The following is an 18,272-nucleotide window of genomic DNA, read 5'->3' as shown; positions in this document are numbered from 1 at the left end:
TGTTGTCCTCAAAATCCTGTTGATCGGAGATAGTCCAGGCTGGCTTTAACATCCCGCAGACTGGTGTCGGCATGGCGCGGATCACGCTCCTGTTCGATGGTGATCCAGCCCTGATAGTTACGCTCAGTCAGCAGTGCGCGCACCGCCGGATAGTCAATTGCGCCCTGCCCCAGCGGACACATCACCCCCTGCGCGCAGGCAGTGAAAAAGTCGAGTCCGCGAGAGAGGGCGTCTCGCCAGACCCGCTGGTTAACGTCTTTGAAGTGGAGGTAATCGATGCGGGTCCAGTACTGTTGCAGTGAAGCGACCGGATCCATCCCGGCGTAATAGAGATGGCCGGTATCCAGACATAAACCAGCCACCTGATGCGGAATATCACTGACCAGCCGCGCAAGCTCATCGGCAAACTCAATGCAGCCGCCCGCATGCGGATGGATCACCGGTCGCACGCCATACTCCTGCCAGGCAATCTCACTCAGAATGGTGATGTGTCGCATCATGCGCTGCCAGTCGTCAGCGGAGAGCCGTGGCGCTTTTTCTGACTGACCGGCATATTTCGCCCGCTCCGGATTCCCGAAGTCGATGACCACCAGATAAGGCGCGCTGGCGCCGGGCGTTTTGACGGCGGCTGGTACGCTGGCCAGGGTACGGCACAGGTTGTGGGTGAGCGTGACCAGTTCAGGGAAATGCGCTTCACTGACCAAATCATCAAAAATCGTACCCGCCACCAGCGAAAGCTGATGCGCATTAAGCTGCCGGGTCAGTTCGGCTGCATCCGCTGGCAGATAGCCCCAGGGGCCAAGTTCAATACTGGGATAGCCAGCCTGAGCGGCTTCAGTCAGGACTTTCTGCCATGGCGGCAGCCAGGGATTAGCGGGATCGTCGACGCCCCAGCTACAGGGCGCATTAGCAATGTGAAAGGTCATGATATCTGCCTGTGCAGTGAGAACTGCTGGCAGTATCAAATGAAAATTTCATCTCAGACAACAATGAAAGTTTCATTTTTTGATAGAGATCGCGTTTAAATATTTCTTTATATGATAGTTTTCTATCAAATTTCCGCTAACCTGCTCTTTCTACAGGTTTTCACGCGTCACGATTTCAAAGGGTACGGTCACCTGCGCAAAATGGTCGCGCTGTTCCATCCGGCTATTGAGGCAGGTGGCGATCACCGCCGCAGCCATGGCATCAATACGATGGCGCAACATCAGCGTAATGGTGCCATCAATCAGCGCCAGCTCATCGCCGGGCAGCGGACCGTGGCACAGCAGATCGATCTGTCTGCGCCCGCTGTCACGCAGCGCCCGCACCACACCCTCGATGCCGCCGCATGGCGCATAAATCATCACCAGATCATCATGGGTGTCCAGCAACTGCCGGGTCGCCTGATAGCCCCCTTCACCCGACTCATGCGTTTTTAACGGTTCCAGTACCCGCTGGCTGATGCCTGACTCGCGCAGGTAAGAGCGGAAACTGATCTCGCTGCTCTCCTGGCAGGTAAAGCGGTGATCGCCCAGCAGCACCCCAACGCATCCCGGCTGACGCAGCAGATGCTGTGCCATCCAGGCCGCCGTACGTCCCGCTTTCTGATTATCAATGCCGATAAATCCCGCATGCTCACAGGGCGAAAAATCAGAAAACAGCGCGTAAACCCGCACGCCCAGTCGGGACACATCCTGAATCGCGTGACGAATCAGCGGATGATCCAGCGCCACCAGCGCAATCACATCACTGCGCTGTGCCAGCAGACGCAGCGAGTGCGCCACCGCCTCCACTTCATGAATATCATGCCAGCAGAATTCAGGTTCGCTGCCCTGTGGCTGCTGCGCCTTCAGCTGCTGTTTCAGCACCTCGCCTAGCTGCTGATAAAACGAATAACGGGCAGGCAGCAGGATAAAGCTCACGCGAACTGTTGCCGCAGCGAGCGGCGATGTTGTCCGGAGGTGTGCCTGCGTCAGGTGATAGCCCAGCTCGCGGGCCGCAGCCAGCACTTTCTGCTCGGTCACGCTGCGCACCGGCGCGCGTCCATTCAGCACCCGATCCACGGTGGCCACGCCCACGCCCGCCGCCTGCGCAATAGCGGTCATCGTCACTTTTGACATCATCCTTCTCCCTGCTTCTGCTCTCTGTAGCGCTGGCTGACGGCTACGCCTATATATTCTGTTGTCTGAGACATCAACACTCTATCGCGGCACAGCCATTTCCTCTCATTTATTTGATAGAAAATCAGCGTTAATCTTGATCGTCCTCGCAAAATGAAACATTCATTTCTTTCTGCATTCTCTTTAAAACGCCCATTTGCTAAAACGGATAAAAATCCTGCGCCGATCGGGTTGATGGGATCACATCATTAAAAGGTTAGAGCGACGACGGCGGGCTTTCTATAGTGGAGCCCTGAGCAGCACCTGCCTGCACGTATAAAAGGAAAAGTTATGTTCCCTTCAACGCTTCCGGTTCCACGCCTGACCGCTGCCAGCCAGGTACCACAGTTGCGCTGGGGCATTATCGGGCCGGGCTGGATCGCCGACCATTTTGCCCATGCACTGCGCCAGCATACCCATCAGCAGATCACGGCGGTGGCTGCGCGTGACCCGGCAAAAGCACAGGCCTTTGCCGACAAATGGTCAATCAGCCATGCCACGGGCAGTATCGACGTGCTGCTGGCGCGGGAGGATGTTGATGCGGTCTATATCGCTACGCCCCACAACCACCATTTTCCCGATGGTCTGCGCGCGATTGCCGCCGGAAAGCATCTGCTGATTGAAAAGCCGCTGGCGCTGAATGCTCAGCAGGCGACACAGCTTAAACAGGCTGCCGCTGCCGCGAACCTGCTCTGTATGGAGGCGATGTGGTGCAACTTCACACCGAAATATGACGTTATCCGTCAGCTGCTGGAGGATGGCGTGCTCGGCGATGTTCACACCCTGATTGCCGATCATGGCGAGTTTTTCACCCCGGATCATCGCATCTTCAATGCCGATCTGGCGGGCGGCCCGATGCTGGATCTGGGCAGCTATCTGGTGGCGCTTAGCGTGTTTGTTGGCGGCGGTGCGCCTGACACGATCGTCGCCCGGGGCCAGTCCGTCCCGGATGGGCGTGTAAACGGTCAGACGTCGATGCTGTTTACCCATCAGCACGGCATGCATTCGGTGCTGAATACCACCCTGTTCAGCAACACGCCAGGCGGCGCGGTGATCGCCGGACGCGAGGCCACGCTGGAACTGGCGGGCCAGTTCTATGCGCCCGGTAACTTCACCCTGACCTCCAGCGATCGGCGTCATCGCCTGCAGTGGCAGGAGCCTGCCAGCCGCTATGAACAGCTCTGTCATGAAATTAACCACTTCGCCTGGTGTATCGGCCAGAACCGGATCGATTCGCCCATCCATTCGCTTGACCAGGCGATTACCACCCTGGCCGCGATGGACAACGTCAGGCAGCAGATTGGCGTGACCTTCAATGAAGAACAGCAACCTTAATGTGCCCGGAGCAGAAAGATGAAAATCGCTTTTGATGTGGATGTGATTAAAGATTTAGGCATCACCCGTATGGTTCATCAGGTGGCCGACTGGGGATACAAATATATCGAACAGTCGCCGCATCCGCAGATCAACCCGTTTTATAAGCATCCTAAAGCCAGCCGTGAAATCATCACCGAGTATAAGAATGCGTTAAACGCCACCGGGCTGGAGATCTCCTCGTTTATCGTGGTCTATCGCTGGTCCGGCCCGGATGAGCTGCGTCGTCAGGCGGCGGTGAAGAACTGGAAGCGGATGATCGAGATCGCGGTTGAGATGGGTGTGCAGGTGATCAACACCGAGCTCTCCGGCACGCCTAACGAGCCGGAAATCTGTGAAGAGATGTTCTATCGCTCTATGGAAGAGCTGCTGCCGATCATCGAACGTGAAGGCATCCGCGTCGAAATCCAGGCCCATCCGTGGGATTTCTGCGAAGAGAACAACGAAACCGTGGATATCGTGAAGTCGTTTCGCAGCGATAACGTGAAGTATATTTATAGCGCACCACACACTTTCTTTTATGACAAAGGCAAAGGTGATGTGAAACCGATGCTGGAGTATGCCGGTGACGATCTGTCACACATGCTGATCGCCGACACCATGAACCATACAAAACACTGTCGCTACATCGTTAACCCGCCAGGGGTGGATGCCACCATTCACCAGCATGTCGGCGTGGGCGAAGGCGAAGTGGACTTCGACACCCTGTTTAAAACGCTGCGCGACACCGGCTTTGCCACCCGCAGTTATAAAGTCGGCGGTGAACCGATCATCGCGGCGTCTCTGTTTGGCTACCCGGAAAAGATGAAGGTTCAGGCGGTAGAAACCCGCGAACTGATTGAGCGTGAACTGCTGTAACCCTGCCTGCCGTGCAGTCGCTGCTGACTGCACGGCCACCTCCGCTCAGGATAACGAACCACCTGCCTGACAAACTTTTATTCACTTTTCTCCAGTGCCGCTGCCCGCCTGACATCAGCCCCCTGCAGCACGGCCTTGTGCAGCCAGCAGAGTTAAACCCCCTTCGCAGCACCTGCTACACTCCAGACCAATACCACACCATAAGGCGAACTTTCATTATGTCGGAAAATGCATATCAGCCCGCAAAAGTCTGGACCTGGGACCCTGAAGCCAAAGGTAACGGCGCTAAAACTAATCGTCCGTTCGCTGGTCCCACCCATGAAAAAGCGTTGCCGGTCGGCAAGCATCCTTTACAGCTCTATTCGCTTGGCACGCCTAACGGCCAGAAAGTGACCATCCTGCTGGAAGAGCTGCTGGCGCTTAACGTCAACGATGCGGAATATGATGCCTGGCTGATCCGTATCGGCGAAGGCGATCAGTTCTCCAGCGGTTTTGTCGACGTAAACCCGAACTCGAAAATCCCGGCGCTGAGCGACCACTCAGCAACGCCGCCGATTCGGGTATTTGAATCGGGCAACATCCTGCTCTATCTTGCGGAGAAGTATGGCTACTTCCTGCCGAAAGATATCGCTGGCCGCACCGAAACCCTGAACTGGCTCTTCTGGTTACAGGGCTCAGCGCCTTACCTCGGCGGTGGTTTCGGTCATTTCTATCACTACGCGCCAGAAAAAATTGAGTACGCCATTAACCGCTTCACGCTGGAAGCGAAGCGTCAGCTCGACGTGCTGGATCGTCAGCTGGCAGATAACCGCTATCTGGCCGGTGATGACTACACCATCGCTGATATCGCCACCTGGCCGTGGTACGGCAACATGGTGCTGAATGATCAGTATGGCGGTGCCGAATTCCTGGATGTGCAGTCCTATAAAAATGTGGTGCGCTGGGCGAAAGAGATCGCGCTGCGACCTGCTGTGATTCGTGGCCGTAAGGTCAATCGTGTCATGGGCGACCCGGCCGATCAGCTGCACGAGCGTCATGATGCCGCTGACTTCGATACCAAAACCCAGGATAAAAAAGCTTAAGGAGAGATCTGTGAGTGCATATGTTGTATTTATTCGTGATAACACCCTGAACCAGGACGAAATGGCGATCTATGCCGAGAAAGCGGGCGAGGCTCGCGGCGATCATCAGATCAATCCTCTCGCCTTTTATGGCGAACTGGAAACGCTGGAAGGACAGGAAGCGGAAGGCGTGGTGATTCTGGAATTCGCGAGCCGCGAAGCCGCACATGCCTGGTATGACAGCCCGGAATATCAGGCTGCCAAAGCGCACCGTCTGAAAGGCGCGAACTATCGCGTGGTGCTGGTAGAAGGTGTGGCTAAGTAAAGATACAGGCGGCAGCGATGCCGCCTTTTTTTATTGCAGTGTGATACGCGCCACGCCATCCAGCCCCTGACTGCTGTGATCGTCATTGAAGCCCTGCTTCAGGGTGACGAACAGGGTCTGCCCGTCCGGTGAGACCAGCAGACTGTTGGGGTGGCTATCAAATGACCAGCTGTTTTTCACCTCATAGGTGGTGCCATCCAGCTGCAGCACCTTCTTCGATTCGCGCTGGCTGATATAAATCTCATTGCGCTTGCCATTAAACTTAATCCCCAGTGAGTCGCCCAGATTCAGACGCTTAATGACCTTGCCGCTGCGCTCATCAAACACCAGCGTATTTTTCGCTTTTGAATTATCCGTAACAAACAGGCGACCGGTTGCCGGATCCTCGGCCATATTCAGGAACAGATACTCCTGCCCGTCACCCGCCGTCAGGCGCTGCTCGATTTTGTTATTGCGCGGATTGATCACCAGGATTTCTCCGCTGCCGTTCGCCGCATAAATCCGGTCGCTGACCGGCGAGAAGATGATGCCTGTGACCCACTTCCCGGCATTTTTTATCCGGGTTTTCAGCGTCAGGGTTTTGGCATCAACCACCCAGATCACGCCCGGATCACCCACGCCGCCGACATAGAGCAGCCCGTCATGCAGAAAGATTTCACGCGTGCCATAGGGCATGCCTTTCTCGTTTTTCTCGTCAAACATCAGGCGCTTCAGCACCTTACCGTTATCAGGATCGATTTTAGAGATACCGCCATCCAGCGTGTTGGTGGCGTAGAGTGCGCTGCCGTCAGGCGCACTGATCAGACCAAAGTTTTTCAGGTCGAAGTGTCCCGCGCCGGTGCTCTGCAGCGTGGAAGCATCAAGACGGTAGATCATGCCGCCGCTGATATCTTTAAATCCCTGCGCGCTGGCGACATAGAGGGCATTTTTTGCTGGCAGATAGGCCATCTCATACAAACCTTCACCCAGCTCGCGCTGAATCAGGTTATCGGGACTGGAGGGCTGCATCACCACCGGCGCACTGGCATCCACTTTTTTCGCCGGCATCTGGCACGCCGTCAGGCTGAAGGTGGTCACCATCGCCAGTGTAAGTGCCGCTGTACGCGGACTGAACAACGCTTTCATACTTAACTCCCCTATCTGCCTGCTGCTCCCGGCTGGCCACAACGCAGAGGACAGGCAGGAAATAAAAAGAATAAGAATCATACGCAGCCGCTAAAACGCTGTAAACGCAGCGGCATGCTGACGCAACCGAATCAGCTTAATGCGGTATGTTTATTGTCCGCAGGCGTCTGGCTGCGCCAGAAACTGCCTTTAAAAGCCTTAATAATCAACCGATTGAAGATTGCTCTGCAGAAACGTCACAAATGCGGTAATACGCGCCGGAAGCTGACGCTGCGCCTGCCAGACCGCAAAAATATCGCCATCCGGTGCCTGCCAGTCGGGTAACACCGGCAGCAGTTCGCCCGTCGCCAGACTGTGCTGCGCGTCCCACCAGGAACGCAGCAAGATGCCATGCCCATCCATCGCCAGTCGCATCGCCACTTCGCCATCGTTGGTGATCAGACTGCCGCGCACTTTCTGATTGATGCTCTGTTCGCCGCTGGTCAGTCGCCACAGGGTAAAATCGCTGTCGTGCTGGCGCAGTAAAATGCAGTTGTGTTGTGCCAGATCGCGCACTGTCTCCGGCAGACCGTGCCGGGCGGCATAGGCGGGTGAGCAGCAGAGAATGCGCGGATTGGTACGCAGTTTGCGCGCCACCAGCCGTGAGTCGGGCGGTTCTCCGACGCGGATATCAATATCCATGTGGGCATCAAGAAAATTAAGTGGCTGGCTGCTGAGCTGCAGCGACAGCGAGAGTTCCGGGTGCAGCGCGGCAAAAGCCGAGACGCAGGGCGCAATATGCCGACGGCCAAAGCCAAATGAGGCGTTGATGTTAAGTGTGCCGCGCAGCTGGGCGGTTTCGCCGCTGACCGCCTCTTCCAGCGCCGCCAGCTGATCCAGCAACGGACGCGCACCCGCCAGATATCGGCGCCCTTCCGGCGTCAGCTCCAGTCGTCGCGTGGTGCGGCGCAGGAGTTGCACACCAAGCCGCTGTTCCAGCTGGCTCAGACGTTTGCTGACCGCCGCCAGCGACAGTCCCAGTTCGCGCGCCGCCGCAGTCAGGCTATCCAGCGCAGCCAGGCGAACAAAGAAGGCTAAATCATCGGTGGAGGTGCGGGATTCTCTACTTTTATTCAACACTGGATTGCCTTTCAGGCTCATTATTTCCCCGGAAGCGACAGTTATACTGCGTACACAATTCGAACATCAACCGGAAAGGTACCCTGTGACTGACAAAATTCACTCTGTTGCCGTGATCCCTGGCGACGGCATCGGCAAAGAAGTGATGCCGGAAGGCGTCCGTGTAATGAATGCGGCCGCAGAGAAATTTAACATTCCGCTGCGCTGGGAGTGGTTCGATTACGCCAGTGCCGACTACTGGCAGCAGCATGGCAAAATGTTGCCTGACGACTGGTTTCCACAGCTGAAAGCCTTTGATGCAATCTATTTTGGCGCAGTCGGCTGGCCCGATGTGGTGCCCGACCACGTTTCACTGTGGGGCTCGCTGCTGCAGTTCCGCCGGGAGTTCGATCAATATGTGAATCTGCGTCCGGTGCGACTGATGCCAGGCGTCAAAGCGCCGCTGGCGAATCGTCAGCCCGGCGATATCGACTTCTATGTGGTACGCGAAAACACGGAGGGTGAATACTCCAGCGTCGGCGGCACCATGTTCCCCGGCACCGAACGTGAAGTGGTGATTCAGGAGACGGTGATGACGCGCACCGGCGTCGATCGCATCCTGAAGTTTGCCTATCAGCTGGCGCAGAGTCGGCCGAAGAAACACCTGACCTCCGCCACCAAATCGAACGGCATTGCCATCACCATGCCCTACTGGGATAGCCGCGTTGAAGCCATGGCCGGTCAGTTCCCCGAGGTTCGCGTCGATAAGTATCACATCGATATTCTCACCGCTAACTTCGTGCTGCATCCGGACTGGTTTGATGTAGTGGTCGCCAGCAATCTTTTTGGCGATATCCTCTCCGATCTCGGCCCGGCCTGTACCGGCACCATCGGCATCGCCCCTTCGGCCAATATCAACCCGGAAGGCCTGTTCCCCAGCCTGTTTGAACCGGTTCACGGTTCTGCGCCCGATATCGCCGGTAAAGGCGTCGCCAATCCCATCGGACAGATCTGGTGTGGCGCGATGATGCTGGAGCACCTCGGCTACAAAGCGGCAGGTGATGCGGTGTTAGACGCGATTGAACGCACGCTGGCAGCGGGTGAGCACCTGACGCGCGATCTCGGCGGCAGCGCCAGCACCGAACAGCTCGGTATGGCCATCGCCGCCGCGCTGTGATTTAGTCCGGCAACTGCACCACGCACTCGGGGTGCCAGCCTGGCGGTAACGGTTCCGGTCGTACTATCGCCAGGCTGTGCAGTTGCAGGTTCTCCACCCCGCGTGCAAACAGGCCCGGCAGCCCGCCGGGATAGCGCTCTACGCCAAAAGCCTCGCCGGTTTTCGGGTCAAGTTTGTAGGCGTTATCCAGCCCCATGCCGGTCGGGGAGTCCGGGTTACAGGGCGGCCGTACGTCATAGTGTCCCTGTGCAACCGGTGCCACGGTCTGCCGCATCTGCAGCTGGCTGATGACCACATCGCGTATCCAGCCCGGTTCTGCCGCATGCAGGTTAATCGCCCCTTCCGCCACGCCCGTAACGTTACTGAACTGCACCTGCTCTACGATGCCGGGCGTAATGGCGGGATCGCGCCTGCGCACCGAAATATGCAGCGGATCGGCTTTTCCCCAGTGACAGGGCGGCGCATGGTGACAGGCAAAAGTCAGATTACTGAACAGCAGACGCCGCATCGCGCCGCCGTCACGCGACAGAATGCCGATGCCACGGTTGGAATCAAAAATGGTGCAGCCGGTCACCGTGACATCTTCCACATCATCCCAGGTTTCAGTGCCGATTTTAAAGGCGCAGCTGTAGCTACGCAGCAGGCAGTTGGTGATCATAATCTGCCGCGCCGGACGCCGCAGCGCGGCCGGTTTATGGGTGGTTTTGATGCAGATGGCATCATCGGCGGCACTGAGATAGCTATTGCTGACAAACACCGCTTCGCAACTGTCGATATCGAGCGCATCGGTATTCGGCATGGTCATGGCATTGTCGATGGTGAGGTGGTCGATATGCACATGGCGACAGCTCACCAGATGCACCGTCCACATCGGCGCCTGCACGATGGTAAAGGCGGTCAGCGTTACCTGCTCGCAATCTTCAAACACAATGATCCGCGGGCGGTCCGCACGCGGCAGGCGATAGCCCTGCTCGTCACGCTCAGCGGCAAACCAGGCTTCACCGTCACCGTCTATACGGCCGGTGCCGCTGATGGTGATATTGCGCTGGCCCAGCGCATAGAGCAGCACATTGTGGGACTTCTCAGCACAGCTCAGCGCCTGTACCGCCTGGTAATCAGCCAGCCGCTGACTGGCGATCAGCACCGCGCCCGCTTCAAGGTGGAATTCAAAATCAGAGGGCAGATTCAGGCAGCCGCTGCGATAACGCCCGGCAGGCAGGGTCAGACGGCCACCGCCCGCCGCCGCAATCTGATCCATAGCGCGTTGCAGCACGGCCGTGTCCGGGGTTTCGCCATCGGCGACAGGGTGAAAATCAGCAAGGGAAAGGTGCATCATGCGTCTCCCGCAGGATTGAGGAGGAGGAATTGCAGCACGATACGGCGCGGCAAACCTTTGTCTGGCCGCCAGTGCGCCGTTTCGTGCGGGCTATCACAGATTACTTCACGGCCCCTTCGGTGACGCCGCTGATGAACTTGCGCTGGAAAATCAGGAACACCACGATCAGCGGCATAATCACAATCATCGCGCCCGCCATCAGCACCGGAATGTCGATGGTGTTTTTGTTCTGGAAAAACATCATGCCAATTGGCAGTGTGCGTAACTCATCCTTGTTGACCAGAATCAGCGGGATCAGGAACTCATTCCAGGTCCAGATAAACAGCAGCAACCCCAGCGTTGAGAGGGTCGGCCAGATAGCGGGCACCAGAATGCCCCACAGAATTTTGACCCGCGATGCCCCATCCATTACCGCCGCTTCCACCAGTTCTTTCGGCACCTGCTGAAAAGCGCTGGCGATCATCAGCGTGGTAAAGGGCAGCGACAGGGCGATTTGCGGCAGGATCAGCGCCAGATAGGTGTTGGTCAGCCCCATCCAGCGCAGCTCGTGATAGAGCGGAATGATAAAGGCTTCACTCGGCAATACCATCCCCAGCGCCAGCATCGCTCCGATGACTTTTTTACCAGGGATTTTCAGCCACGCGAAACCGAACCCGGCCAGAATGCCCAGCAGCACGCTGAACAGCACCACCGGAATCACCACCAGCACCGAGTTGAGGAAGTAGACGTTGAAGTGGCCCTGTTGCCACGCGGTCAGGTAGTTTTTGAAATTCAGCGAGGCGGGCAGCGTGAAGACCCCCTGAAACAGCTCCATCTGGGTTTTGAACGACGTCATCAGCGCCATCAGGAACGGCAGAATCGTCATCAGCGCCACGATCCAGATCAGCGCGCGTGAAATCACCGGCGTGCTTCGCATCAGTAACGCTCCTTTAAGGCCAGATGGATCAGATAGTTAATCCCTAAAACAATGACCATGCTGAACACCGCTACCGACGAGGCGTAGCCAAAGTAGTGCAGATCAAAGCCCTGCTTATACATAAAGATGTTGGTCACCATGGTGGAGGTGCCCGGGCCGCCCTGCGTCATCACATAGACCAGGTCAAAGGCTTTCAGACTGGCGATCACCGTCAGCAGCAGGGCAATCCGCAGCTCGGGTCGCAGGCCTGGCAGCATAATGCGCATAAACTTCTGGCGACGCGACGAGCCATCGAGATCGGCCGCTTCCAGCAGTGACGGATCCATGCGCTGCAGGCCCGCCATAAACAGCACCAGACAGAAGCCGAAGAAGTACCAGGTGGCGACCAGACCCACGGCGGGCAGCGCCCAGGTAAAATCACCCAGCCAGGAGAGCGCCAGCTGGGGCAATCCTATTGCGCGTAATATCTGGTCGATCGGACCAAACGCCGGGTTATAGAGCCAGCGCCACACCACGCCCAGCACCGCCATCGGCATGATGTAGGGCAGGAAAAAGAGAATGCGCAGCACGCTGCGTTCGCTGTTGTTGCGCGTGTCATACAGAAAGCTGCAGAGCAGCAGGCCGACGCCAATCGGCAACAGGGTATAGAACAGCATCAGGATGGCGTTATTGCCCAGTGCAATCCAGAACACCGGATCGCTGAACATCCGCAGATAGTTGCTGACGCCGCTAAACACCGGCAGCGAGGTGCCGTCCCATTCGGTAAAACTGATGCCCAGCGAGGCCAGTAGCGGGAACAGCAGAAACACCGCATAGACCAGCACCGCAGGCAGAACATAGAGAAAATTACGCCAGCCACTTAAATTCAACATAACTCTACTCGTGGTTCAGAACGAGGCTCAGGCCCGGCTGTTCGCCGGGCCTCCGGCTTAATGCTTCAGTGTTTTCAGGTAACGCTGATAGTTGTTATCAAAATTAACTACCATCTGATCGGGTGTCTGACGGCCCGCCAGCAGCAGCTGAACGTTCTGATTCAGCTCGGCGTTCATGGTGGGTGTCGCCCAGTCCACGTAGTGGCCTAAACCGTCGTAATCATTGAGCGTCAGCCAGACCTGATACGCCTCGGCCAGCAGCGGATTGTCCGCTGGCATTTTCGCCGCTTTGTTGGTGCTGGCAGGCAGGAAGCCCACCTTCAGCCAGCGGTTCGCCATGGCATCAGAGACCATATAGTTGATGAACTTCGCCGCACCTTCCTGCTGATCTTTGCCTTTGGCAGTGCTGGTGATGGAGAACGCCAGATCGGTACCGCCCACCATCAGCGGTTGCTTCACGCCTTCACCGGCAGGCATCGCGGCAAAGTGAATATCTTTGTTGTCTTTAAACTGGCCGAGATACCAGGTGCCGCTGACCAGGAACGCAGCCTGGCCGTTCTGGAACAGGGTCGCCGCATCGTCGTGACCGATGCCCTGGAAGCCAGGGAAGAAGTACCCTTTGTCGGTCCAGCTCTTCATCATAGAGGCGGCATTGACCAGCTTGCTGTCTTTGAAAGTGCCGCCCACATCGTAAATCAGATTATCCAGCGTCTTGCGGTCGTGGCTCTCAATCTGCGCCTGCCACAGGGTGCTGAGCAGCTGCTGGCCCATGTTGCCATCCAGCAGACCGAGCATCATCGGCGCGGTGCCCTGCTGCTTCAGTTTCGCCATCGCGCTTTCCAGCTCAGCCAGCGTTTTCGGCACGGCAATACCTGCTTTATCCAGCAGCGCTTTGTTGTAATAGAGCCCGACCATCTCGCCCAGGCTGGCGACGCCATAGAGTTTGCCGCTGCCAAACTCGCCGCTGTCTGACCAGCGGTTACGTTTCAGAATCGAGTCCGGGAAGCGTGTGGTCCAGCCGTTGCTGGCGGCGTAGCTGTCGAGCGGCAGCAGCAGCTTATCTTTAACCAGCGAGCCCATATCGCCGCCGCCCTGGTTGACCTGAGCGATCTGCGGGCCATCACCGGCGGTCAGCGCCAGCTTCAGGGGAATACGGGTATCTTCAAAGGAGTGAACCGAGCGGTTAATCACAATGCCGGGATTCTGCTGGGAAAACTCTTTAATCCCTTCATCTACCGCGGCAGTCTGCTCCGGGTAGTTGTAGATATCCCACTCATTCAGGGTAACGGCGGCGTGGGCGGCATGCGAGACGCTGCCCGCCAGCAGGCCCGCTGCCAGCAGCCGACCCACATTGCGAATTCGGAACGAACGAACGGAGGAAACAGACATTATGCTCACCTTCTTCAGACCAGGATCGGCATCCTTTCATCTCACCGCCTGACATCCTGCAGGCTGCAGCCGCACACAAACGCACTCACTCATACTTACTTTAATAAAAAAATAAAGTCAAACAGCCTGCGCGGGGAATTGCAACGCTGTGAGCACGCGCAAATAAACAGCGACATGGCGTGAAATTCAGCACACTGCGCTGGCATTTACGCGATTAACCGTGGCGGTGCGTCGCCAGCTACTTTTTCTGCAGCAGGAGATGCCAGTGCAATAATTGCAAAATAACGTCCTGATAAAACATACGAAAATCCTATCACGCTCACACTTTTCCCCTTTCACTGGCCGTGAATCTGCTGCCAGCCGCCACGATCCGGGCGTGTCGGCGATCACAGTTGTGCATCCAGATGCCGGTAAACATTGCCGAAGCGCCCGTGTTAGTGAGATAAGGTAATTATTCTATCTTGAAAACTAAGTCCACTTTCATTAACGTAACTTTTATCTGCGGATCTGTTCAATCCCTGACCGATTCACTCACTCACGAGAATTCACCATGGCGAATCAAGGTGTCATTCGTCCGGCCACCCCGGCGGACTACCCGGCGCTCTACCGCATCTGCCTGGAAACAGCCGATGCAGGTGGCGATGCCCGCGCGCTCTATTCCGATCCTGACTATCCCGGCCAGCGTTTTGCTGTGCCTTATGCGCGTTTCGCGCCTGACTTTGCTTTTGTGCTGGAGCGGGACGGTGAGGTGCAGGGTTATGTGGTCGCCGCGCCCGATACCCGCGCGTTTGAAGCGCAGCTACAGGCCGAATGGTGGCCGCAGCTGCAGGAGAAATATCGTGATCGCAGCGCCAGCGCGCCGCTCGACAGCAAAGTGCTCGACTCAATACGCCATCCTGACCAGGCCGCTGACACGCTGGTGACGCAGTGGCCCGCTCATCTGCATATCAACCTGCTACCCCCGGCACAGAAAGGCGGCTGGGGTCGCCGGATGATTGAGCATGAGCTGGCGGCGCTGCGCGCTGCCGGTGTCACTGGTGTCCATCTTGGCGTCAGCCTGCAGAATGAGCAGGTCTGTGCCTTTTATCAGCGCATGGGGTTCACCCCAATCCTGCGCAGCAATGCCATCTACATGGGCCAGTTACTCTGAGTGAGGTAGCCGATGACCAGCCTGCGCTTGCAGAATGTGAAGAAGTCTTATGAACACGTTAATGTCATTCATGGCATCGATCTGACGATCAACAGCGGCGAATTTGTGGTGTTTGTCGGGCCATCCGGCTGCGGCAAATCGACACTGCTGCGGATGATCGCCGGGCTGGAGGAGATCAGCAGCGGTCAGTTGCTGATTGAGGAGCAGGACATGACGCAGCAGCCCGCCACCGAGCGCGGCATTGCTATGGTGTTTCAGTCTTATGCGCTCTACCCCAACATGACGGTGCGCGGCAACCTGGCCTATCCGCTTGAGGTAATGAAAAAGTCCAAAGCGGAGATCAACGAGGCGATTGCCCGGACGGCCGCCCGCCTGCATCTCACCGAACTGCTCGACCGCCTGCCGCGCGCGCTCTCTGGCGGACAACGGCAGCGCGTGGCGATTGGCCGGGCAATTATCCGTCATCCGCGTATCTTCCTGTTCGATGAGCCGCTCTCTAACCTCGATGCCGAGCTGCGTTTGCAGATGCGGATTGAGATTGCGCGGCTGCACGCCTCGCTCGGCAATACCATGATTTATGTCACCCACGATCAGCTGGAAGCGATGACGCTGGCTGACCGCATCGTCGTGCTGCGTCAGGGCCGCATTGAGCAGGTCGGCGCACCGCTGACGCTCTATCACGACCCGGATAACCTGTTTGTCGCCGGCTTTATCGGCTCGCCAAAAATGAACTTCCTGCGGGCGGAAATCAGCGCCACGGGCAAGGGTGAAGTGCAGCTGCGGGTGCCGGAACTGAAGATTGAGGGGCTGGTGCTGAAAATCGCCGCCGACTGCCGCGAGGGGCAAACCGTGACGCTGGGAATTCGTCCCGAGCATTTCCAGCCTGCCGCGCAGACGCCGGAGGCATTGCGCTTTCACGGCGAGCTGGCCTATGGCGAAATGCTGGGCCACACCAACTATCTCTACCTGGATATCGGGCGTGAAGAGATGCTGGTGGTGGAAGAGCGTGAAGCAACCACGCGCGATCTGGGAACCCAGGTTGAACTGGGCTTTTCTGCCGCACACTGCCTGCTGTTTGATGATCAGGGGATGCGCCTGCGCTAAGGGAAGCGCGGAAACAAAAACGGGCGCCGTGGCGCCCGTTTTTATTCGAGGGATAACTCAAGTAACCGGCTCTTCATCGGCCTGCGCCGCCAGCAGATCAAGCAGCCGGTTGACAGCAAAACCCGCCGCGCCCAGCGCCCACATGCGGTTCGATTCAGTCAGGAACTGCAGCGGCGTCATGTGCGGCGTCAGTTTAAGCCGGTAGGCCTGGAAGCTCTGGGTGATGTGATCGAGCAGAATGCGTGACGCCATGTGCGGCTCCATCGCCAGATAAACCACATCCGGATCGTAAGCCACCGACAGGTTCGCCAGTGAAATTCCCAGCTCGCGTCCTGCCTCTTCCAGCACCGCCAGCACCTCGGGCGTTGGCCGCTGATCCAGCGCCTGCAACGTGAGGCCTTCCACCGGTTCCTGCTCAGCAAGCCGTTGCAGAATGGCGCGCGATGAGGCGACATCTTCCAGCAGACGCAGTGAGCCGTCGCCCACCAGCCCGTTGCCAATCTCCCCCGCCTTGCCGTGACGACCGCGGTATAGCTGACGATTCAGGATGATGCCCGCCCCGATCCCTTTGCCATAGGTGGCGATCACCGCCGACTGCGCGTTGCCGAGCTGACCAAATACCAGCGCCGCCATTGCCATGGCGTTGGCGTCATTCTCGATAAACACCGGCAGCGAGAAACGCTCTTCCAGCAGGCGCGCAATCGGGACGTTGTCCCAGTCGAGCACTTTGGAGCGGATACAGTAGCCGTTTTCGGCATCGACCAGTCCCGACAAGGCCAGGCCAATGGCGCCCACCCGCTTCTCCTCAACGCCGCGCAGGAATTTCGCCAGTGCATCGCCGAGCTGGCGCGGTGTCAGCGTGCCTTTCGGCATCTGCTGTTCGCCCAGCAGATTGCCGCTGAGATCGGTCATGACGATCAGGTTGCGTTCTGCATTGAGCTGAATGCCAATCACGCTGGCGCGATCGGGATTGAGCCCAAGCAACGTTTTTGGCCGCCCCATCGACACGCGACGCAGCCCCAGCTCCTGCACGATTTCCTGCGCCAGCAGGCGATTAGTCGCCTGCGACACGGTCGACATGCTCAGTCCGCTACGAACTTTCAGGTCTGACTGGCTGATCGGCGCATTTTCAACAATCAACCGCAGAATGCGCGCGGTTACGTTGGGAGCGGTCATAAATTCCTCGGGTTATCCGGCTGAGGATGCTCAGCCAGCTTCAGATCGGTAATCGGGCAGGCGTCAGCTGCTGCGCCAGTATCAGCGCCCCGCTCAGGGCATCGCCCTGCGGCGTCACCAGCCGGGCCTGAATATCGTCATCCAGCCAGCGCTGAATCGGCGTGGCCAGTCCCCCCATCAGCGCCACGGGTCCGCTGCTCAGGGCAGTCAGACGGCGGACCATCAGGCCGATATCGGCTGCGGTCTGATGCAGCAGATCCTGTGCATGACCATCGCCCGCGTCGGCGGCCGCAAAAATCTGTGGCACCACGCGAGCCCAGTCTGCAGGCGTCGCTGAGCGCGTCCAGAGCAGCATGGTTTCCGGGCCGTGGTCGAACTGCGCCATCAGCTGCCGGGTAAGAGCGCTCGGGGTAATAATCGCTTCATGGGCCAGCAGCGCCAGCCGCAGCGCACGACGGCCCAGCTCAGCGCCCGATCCCTGGTCAGACAAGGCAAAGCCCCAGCCGCCAAGCAGCGTAAACTGTTCGCCATCCCACGCGGCTCCCTGACTGCCGGTGCCGATAATAAAGACGGCGCCAGGTGCGCCGCCATGGGCGCCCGCACAGGCGATCTCCACATCGCTGACCACCTGTAACGCCGCGCAGGCAGGTTGCCAGCTGGCGAGCCGCGCCTGTACCGAGGTGACGTTCGCACCGGCTAATCCGGCCACCAGCGCGGTTTGCGTCAGCGCCTCCGGGGCTAATCCCGCCTGTGACAATACCCGTTCGATCAGCTGCCCGACGCAGGTCAGTGCCGCGTCATAGTCTGACCAGACGTTGGCAGGCCCGCCGGTGGCTTCAGCCAGGATGCGACCCTGCAGGTCGGTTAACCGCGCGCGACACTGTGTACCGCCGCCATCAATGCCCAGAAGATAGTGTGGTTGCACGCGCTTCCTTCCCTGATTAAGGGTTATAGCCATAATGAGCGAACGATAGGATAAAAAAACTTAAATCGCAATAACAAATAAATATAGCAAAATCATATCTGAATTTTCTTGTTATTTTACATCGTCATAACAAAAACCCCCTCGCAAAACGCGCAGTGCGTTATTGACATTAGTTTTTCTGTCGTAATAAGTTGGTGGTCAGATTATCAACAGGCGCGCCCGATCACAGGCGGGCTATGCATCAT

General features: G+C 57.7%; 17 protein-coding genes. 7 read left to right on the top strand and 10 right to left on the bottom strand.

Going from position 1 to position 18,272, the window contains the following annotated elements; all coding sequences use genetic code 11:
* Window positions 1–8 precede the first annotated feature (8 nt).
* Together AC6I8B_RS01795 and AC6I8B_RS01790 are read right to left on the bottom strand one after the other, a co-directional pair.
* Window positions 9–926: a TIM barrel protein gene (locus tag AC6I8B_RS01795; RefSeq protein WP_062759355.1), complete on the bottom strand. Its 918-nt coding sequence runs from the start codon at window positions 924–926 to the stop codon at window positions 9–11.
* Window positions 927–1,076: 150 nt separating this feature from the next.
* On the bottom strand, window positions 1,077–2,102 hold the full coding sequence (locus AC6I8B_RS01790; RefSeq protein WP_192073004.1) for a LacI family DNA-binding transcriptional regulator: 1,026 nt from the start codon (window positions 2,100–2,102) through the stop codon (window positions 1,077–1,079).
* 330 nt (window positions 2,103–2,432) lie between these two features.
* On the opposite strand from AC6I8B_RS01790, the gene AC6I8B_RS01785 reads away from it, so the two are divergent.
* From AC6I8B_RS01785 to AC6I8B_RS01770, 4 genes are all read left to right on the top strand, one after another.
* Window positions 2,433–3,476: a Gfo/Idh/MocA family protein gene (locus tag AC6I8B_RS01785; protein ID WP_346440258.1), complete on the top strand. Its 1,044-nt coding sequence runs from the start codon at window positions 2,433–2,435 to the stop codon at window positions 3,474–3,476.
* A gap of 18 nt (window positions 3,477–3,494) precedes the next feature.
* A complete protein-coding gene (locus AC6I8B_RS01780) occupies window positions 3,495–4,373 on the top strand; it encodes a sugar phosphate isomerase/epimerase family protein (protein WP_010252025.1) in 879 nt (292 codons plus the stop codon).
* Window positions 4,374–4,591: 218 nt separating this feature from the next.
* Window positions 4,592–5,455 carry a glutathione-dependent disulfide-bond oxidoreductase gene (yghU, locus tag AC6I8B_RS01775; RefSeq protein WP_010252027.1) on the top strand — a complete coding sequence of 288 codons (864 nt, stop codon included), beginning with the start codon at window positions 4,592–4,594 and terminating at the stop codon, window positions 5,453–5,455.
* 10 nt (window positions 5,456–5,465) lie between these two features.
* Window positions 5,466–5,759 carry a DUF1330 domain-containing protein gene (locus tag AC6I8B_RS01770; protein WP_010252030.1) on the top strand — a complete coding sequence of 98 codons (294 nt, stop codon included), beginning with the start codon at window positions 5,466–5,468 and terminating at the stop codon, window positions 5,757–5,759.
* Window positions 5,760–5,789: 30 nt separating this feature from the next.
* On the opposite strand, the gene AC6I8B_RS01765 is transcribed toward AC6I8B_RS01770, so the two are convergent.
* Entirely contained in the window at window positions 5,790–6,884 is a 1,095-nt protein-coding gene (locus AC6I8B_RS01765; RefSeq protein WP_122889199.1) for a YncE family protein, read from the bottom strand.
* Between the two features lie 198 nt (window positions 6,885–7,082).
* Window positions 7,083–8,024 (bottom strand): LysR family transcriptional regulator, encoded by a 942-nt coding sequence (locus tag AC6I8B_RS01760; protein WP_497817562.1) that lies wholly within the window; start codon window positions 8,022–8,024, stop codon window positions 7,083–7,085.
* Window positions 8,025–8,088: 64 nt separating this feature from the next.
* Between AC6I8B_RS01760 and AC6I8B_RS01755 the strand changes: the two genes are divergently transcribed.
* Window positions 8,089–9,159, top strand: a complete 1,071-nt coding sequence (locus tag AC6I8B_RS01755) for a tartrate dehydrogenase (protein WP_010672027.1) — start codon at window positions 8,089–8,091, stop codon at window positions 9,157–9,159.
* A gap of 1 nt (window position 9,160) precedes the next feature.
* Here AC6I8B_RS01755 and AC6I8B_RS01750 read toward each other — a convergent pair whose 3' ends face one another.
* The 4 genes from AC6I8B_RS01750 to AC6I8B_RS01735 form a co-directional block, all read right to left on the bottom strand.
* Window positions 9,161–10,492, bottom strand: a complete 1,332-nt coding sequence (locus AC6I8B_RS01750) for a glycoside hydrolase family 28 protein (RefSeq protein WP_475009996.1) — start codon at window positions 10,490–10,492, stop codon at window positions 9,161–9,163.
* A 103-nt stretch (window positions 10,493–10,595) separates the two neighbouring features.
* A complete protein-coding gene (locus tag AC6I8B_RS01745) occupies window positions 10,596–11,411 on the bottom strand; it encodes a carbohydrate ABC transporter permease (protein ID WP_010252038.1) in 816 nt (271 codons plus the stop codon).
* Window positions 11,411–12,283 (bottom strand): carbohydrate ABC transporter permease, encoded by an 873-nt coding sequence (locus AC6I8B_RS01740; RefSeq protein WP_497816112.1) that lies wholly within the window; start codon window positions 12,281–12,283, stop codon window positions 11,411–11,413. Before AC6I8B_RS01740 ends, AC6I8B_RS01745 begins: the two co-directional genes overlap by 1 nt.
* 57 nt (window positions 12,284–12,340) lie before the next feature.
* Entirely contained in the window at window positions 12,341–13,672 is a 1,332-nt protein-coding gene (locus tag AC6I8B_RS01735; protein ID WP_010252044.1) for an extracellular solute-binding protein, read from the bottom strand.
* A 550-nt stretch (window positions 13,673–14,222) separates the two neighbouring features.
* Here AC6I8B_RS01735 and AC6I8B_RS01730 point away from each other — a divergent pair.
* Window positions 14,223–14,822, top strand: coding sequence for a GNAT family N-acetyltransferase (locus tag AC6I8B_RS01730; protein ID WP_033787521.1), 600 nt, complete (start codon window positions 14,223–14,225; stop codon window positions 14,820–14,822).
* A gap of 12 nt (window positions 14,823–14,834) precedes the next feature.
* The gene (locus AC6I8B_RS01725; protein WP_157353499.1) at window positions 14,835–15,926 is read left to right on the top strand and encodes an ABC transporter ATP-binding protein; all 1,092 of its coding nucleotides are present in this window, start codon (window positions 14,835–14,837) and stop codon (window positions 15,924–15,926) included.
* A 57-nt stretch (window positions 15,927–15,983) separates the two neighbouring features.
* Here AC6I8B_RS01725 and AC6I8B_RS01720 read toward each other — a convergent pair whose 3' ends face one another.
* Window positions 15,984–17,102, bottom strand: a complete 1,119-nt coding sequence (locus AC6I8B_RS01720; RefSeq protein WP_010252050.1) for an ROK family transcriptional regulator — start codon at window positions 17,100–17,102, stop codon at window positions 15,984–15,986.
* 40 nt (window positions 17,103–17,142) lie between these two features.
* A complete protein-coding gene (locus AC6I8B_RS01715) occupies window positions 17,143–18,027 on the bottom strand; it encodes a glucosamine kinase nucleotide-binding domain-containing protein (RefSeq protein ID WP_061901843.1) in 885 nt (294 codons plus the stop codon).
* Window positions 18,028–18,272: the final 245 nt, after the last annotated feature.

This window comes from Pantoea sp. X-Soil-ISGK-285, from assembly GCF_059730815.1.
Note: the sequence above shows the minus strand (reverse complement) of the source record. Positions and strands in the feature narration are given on the sequence as shown.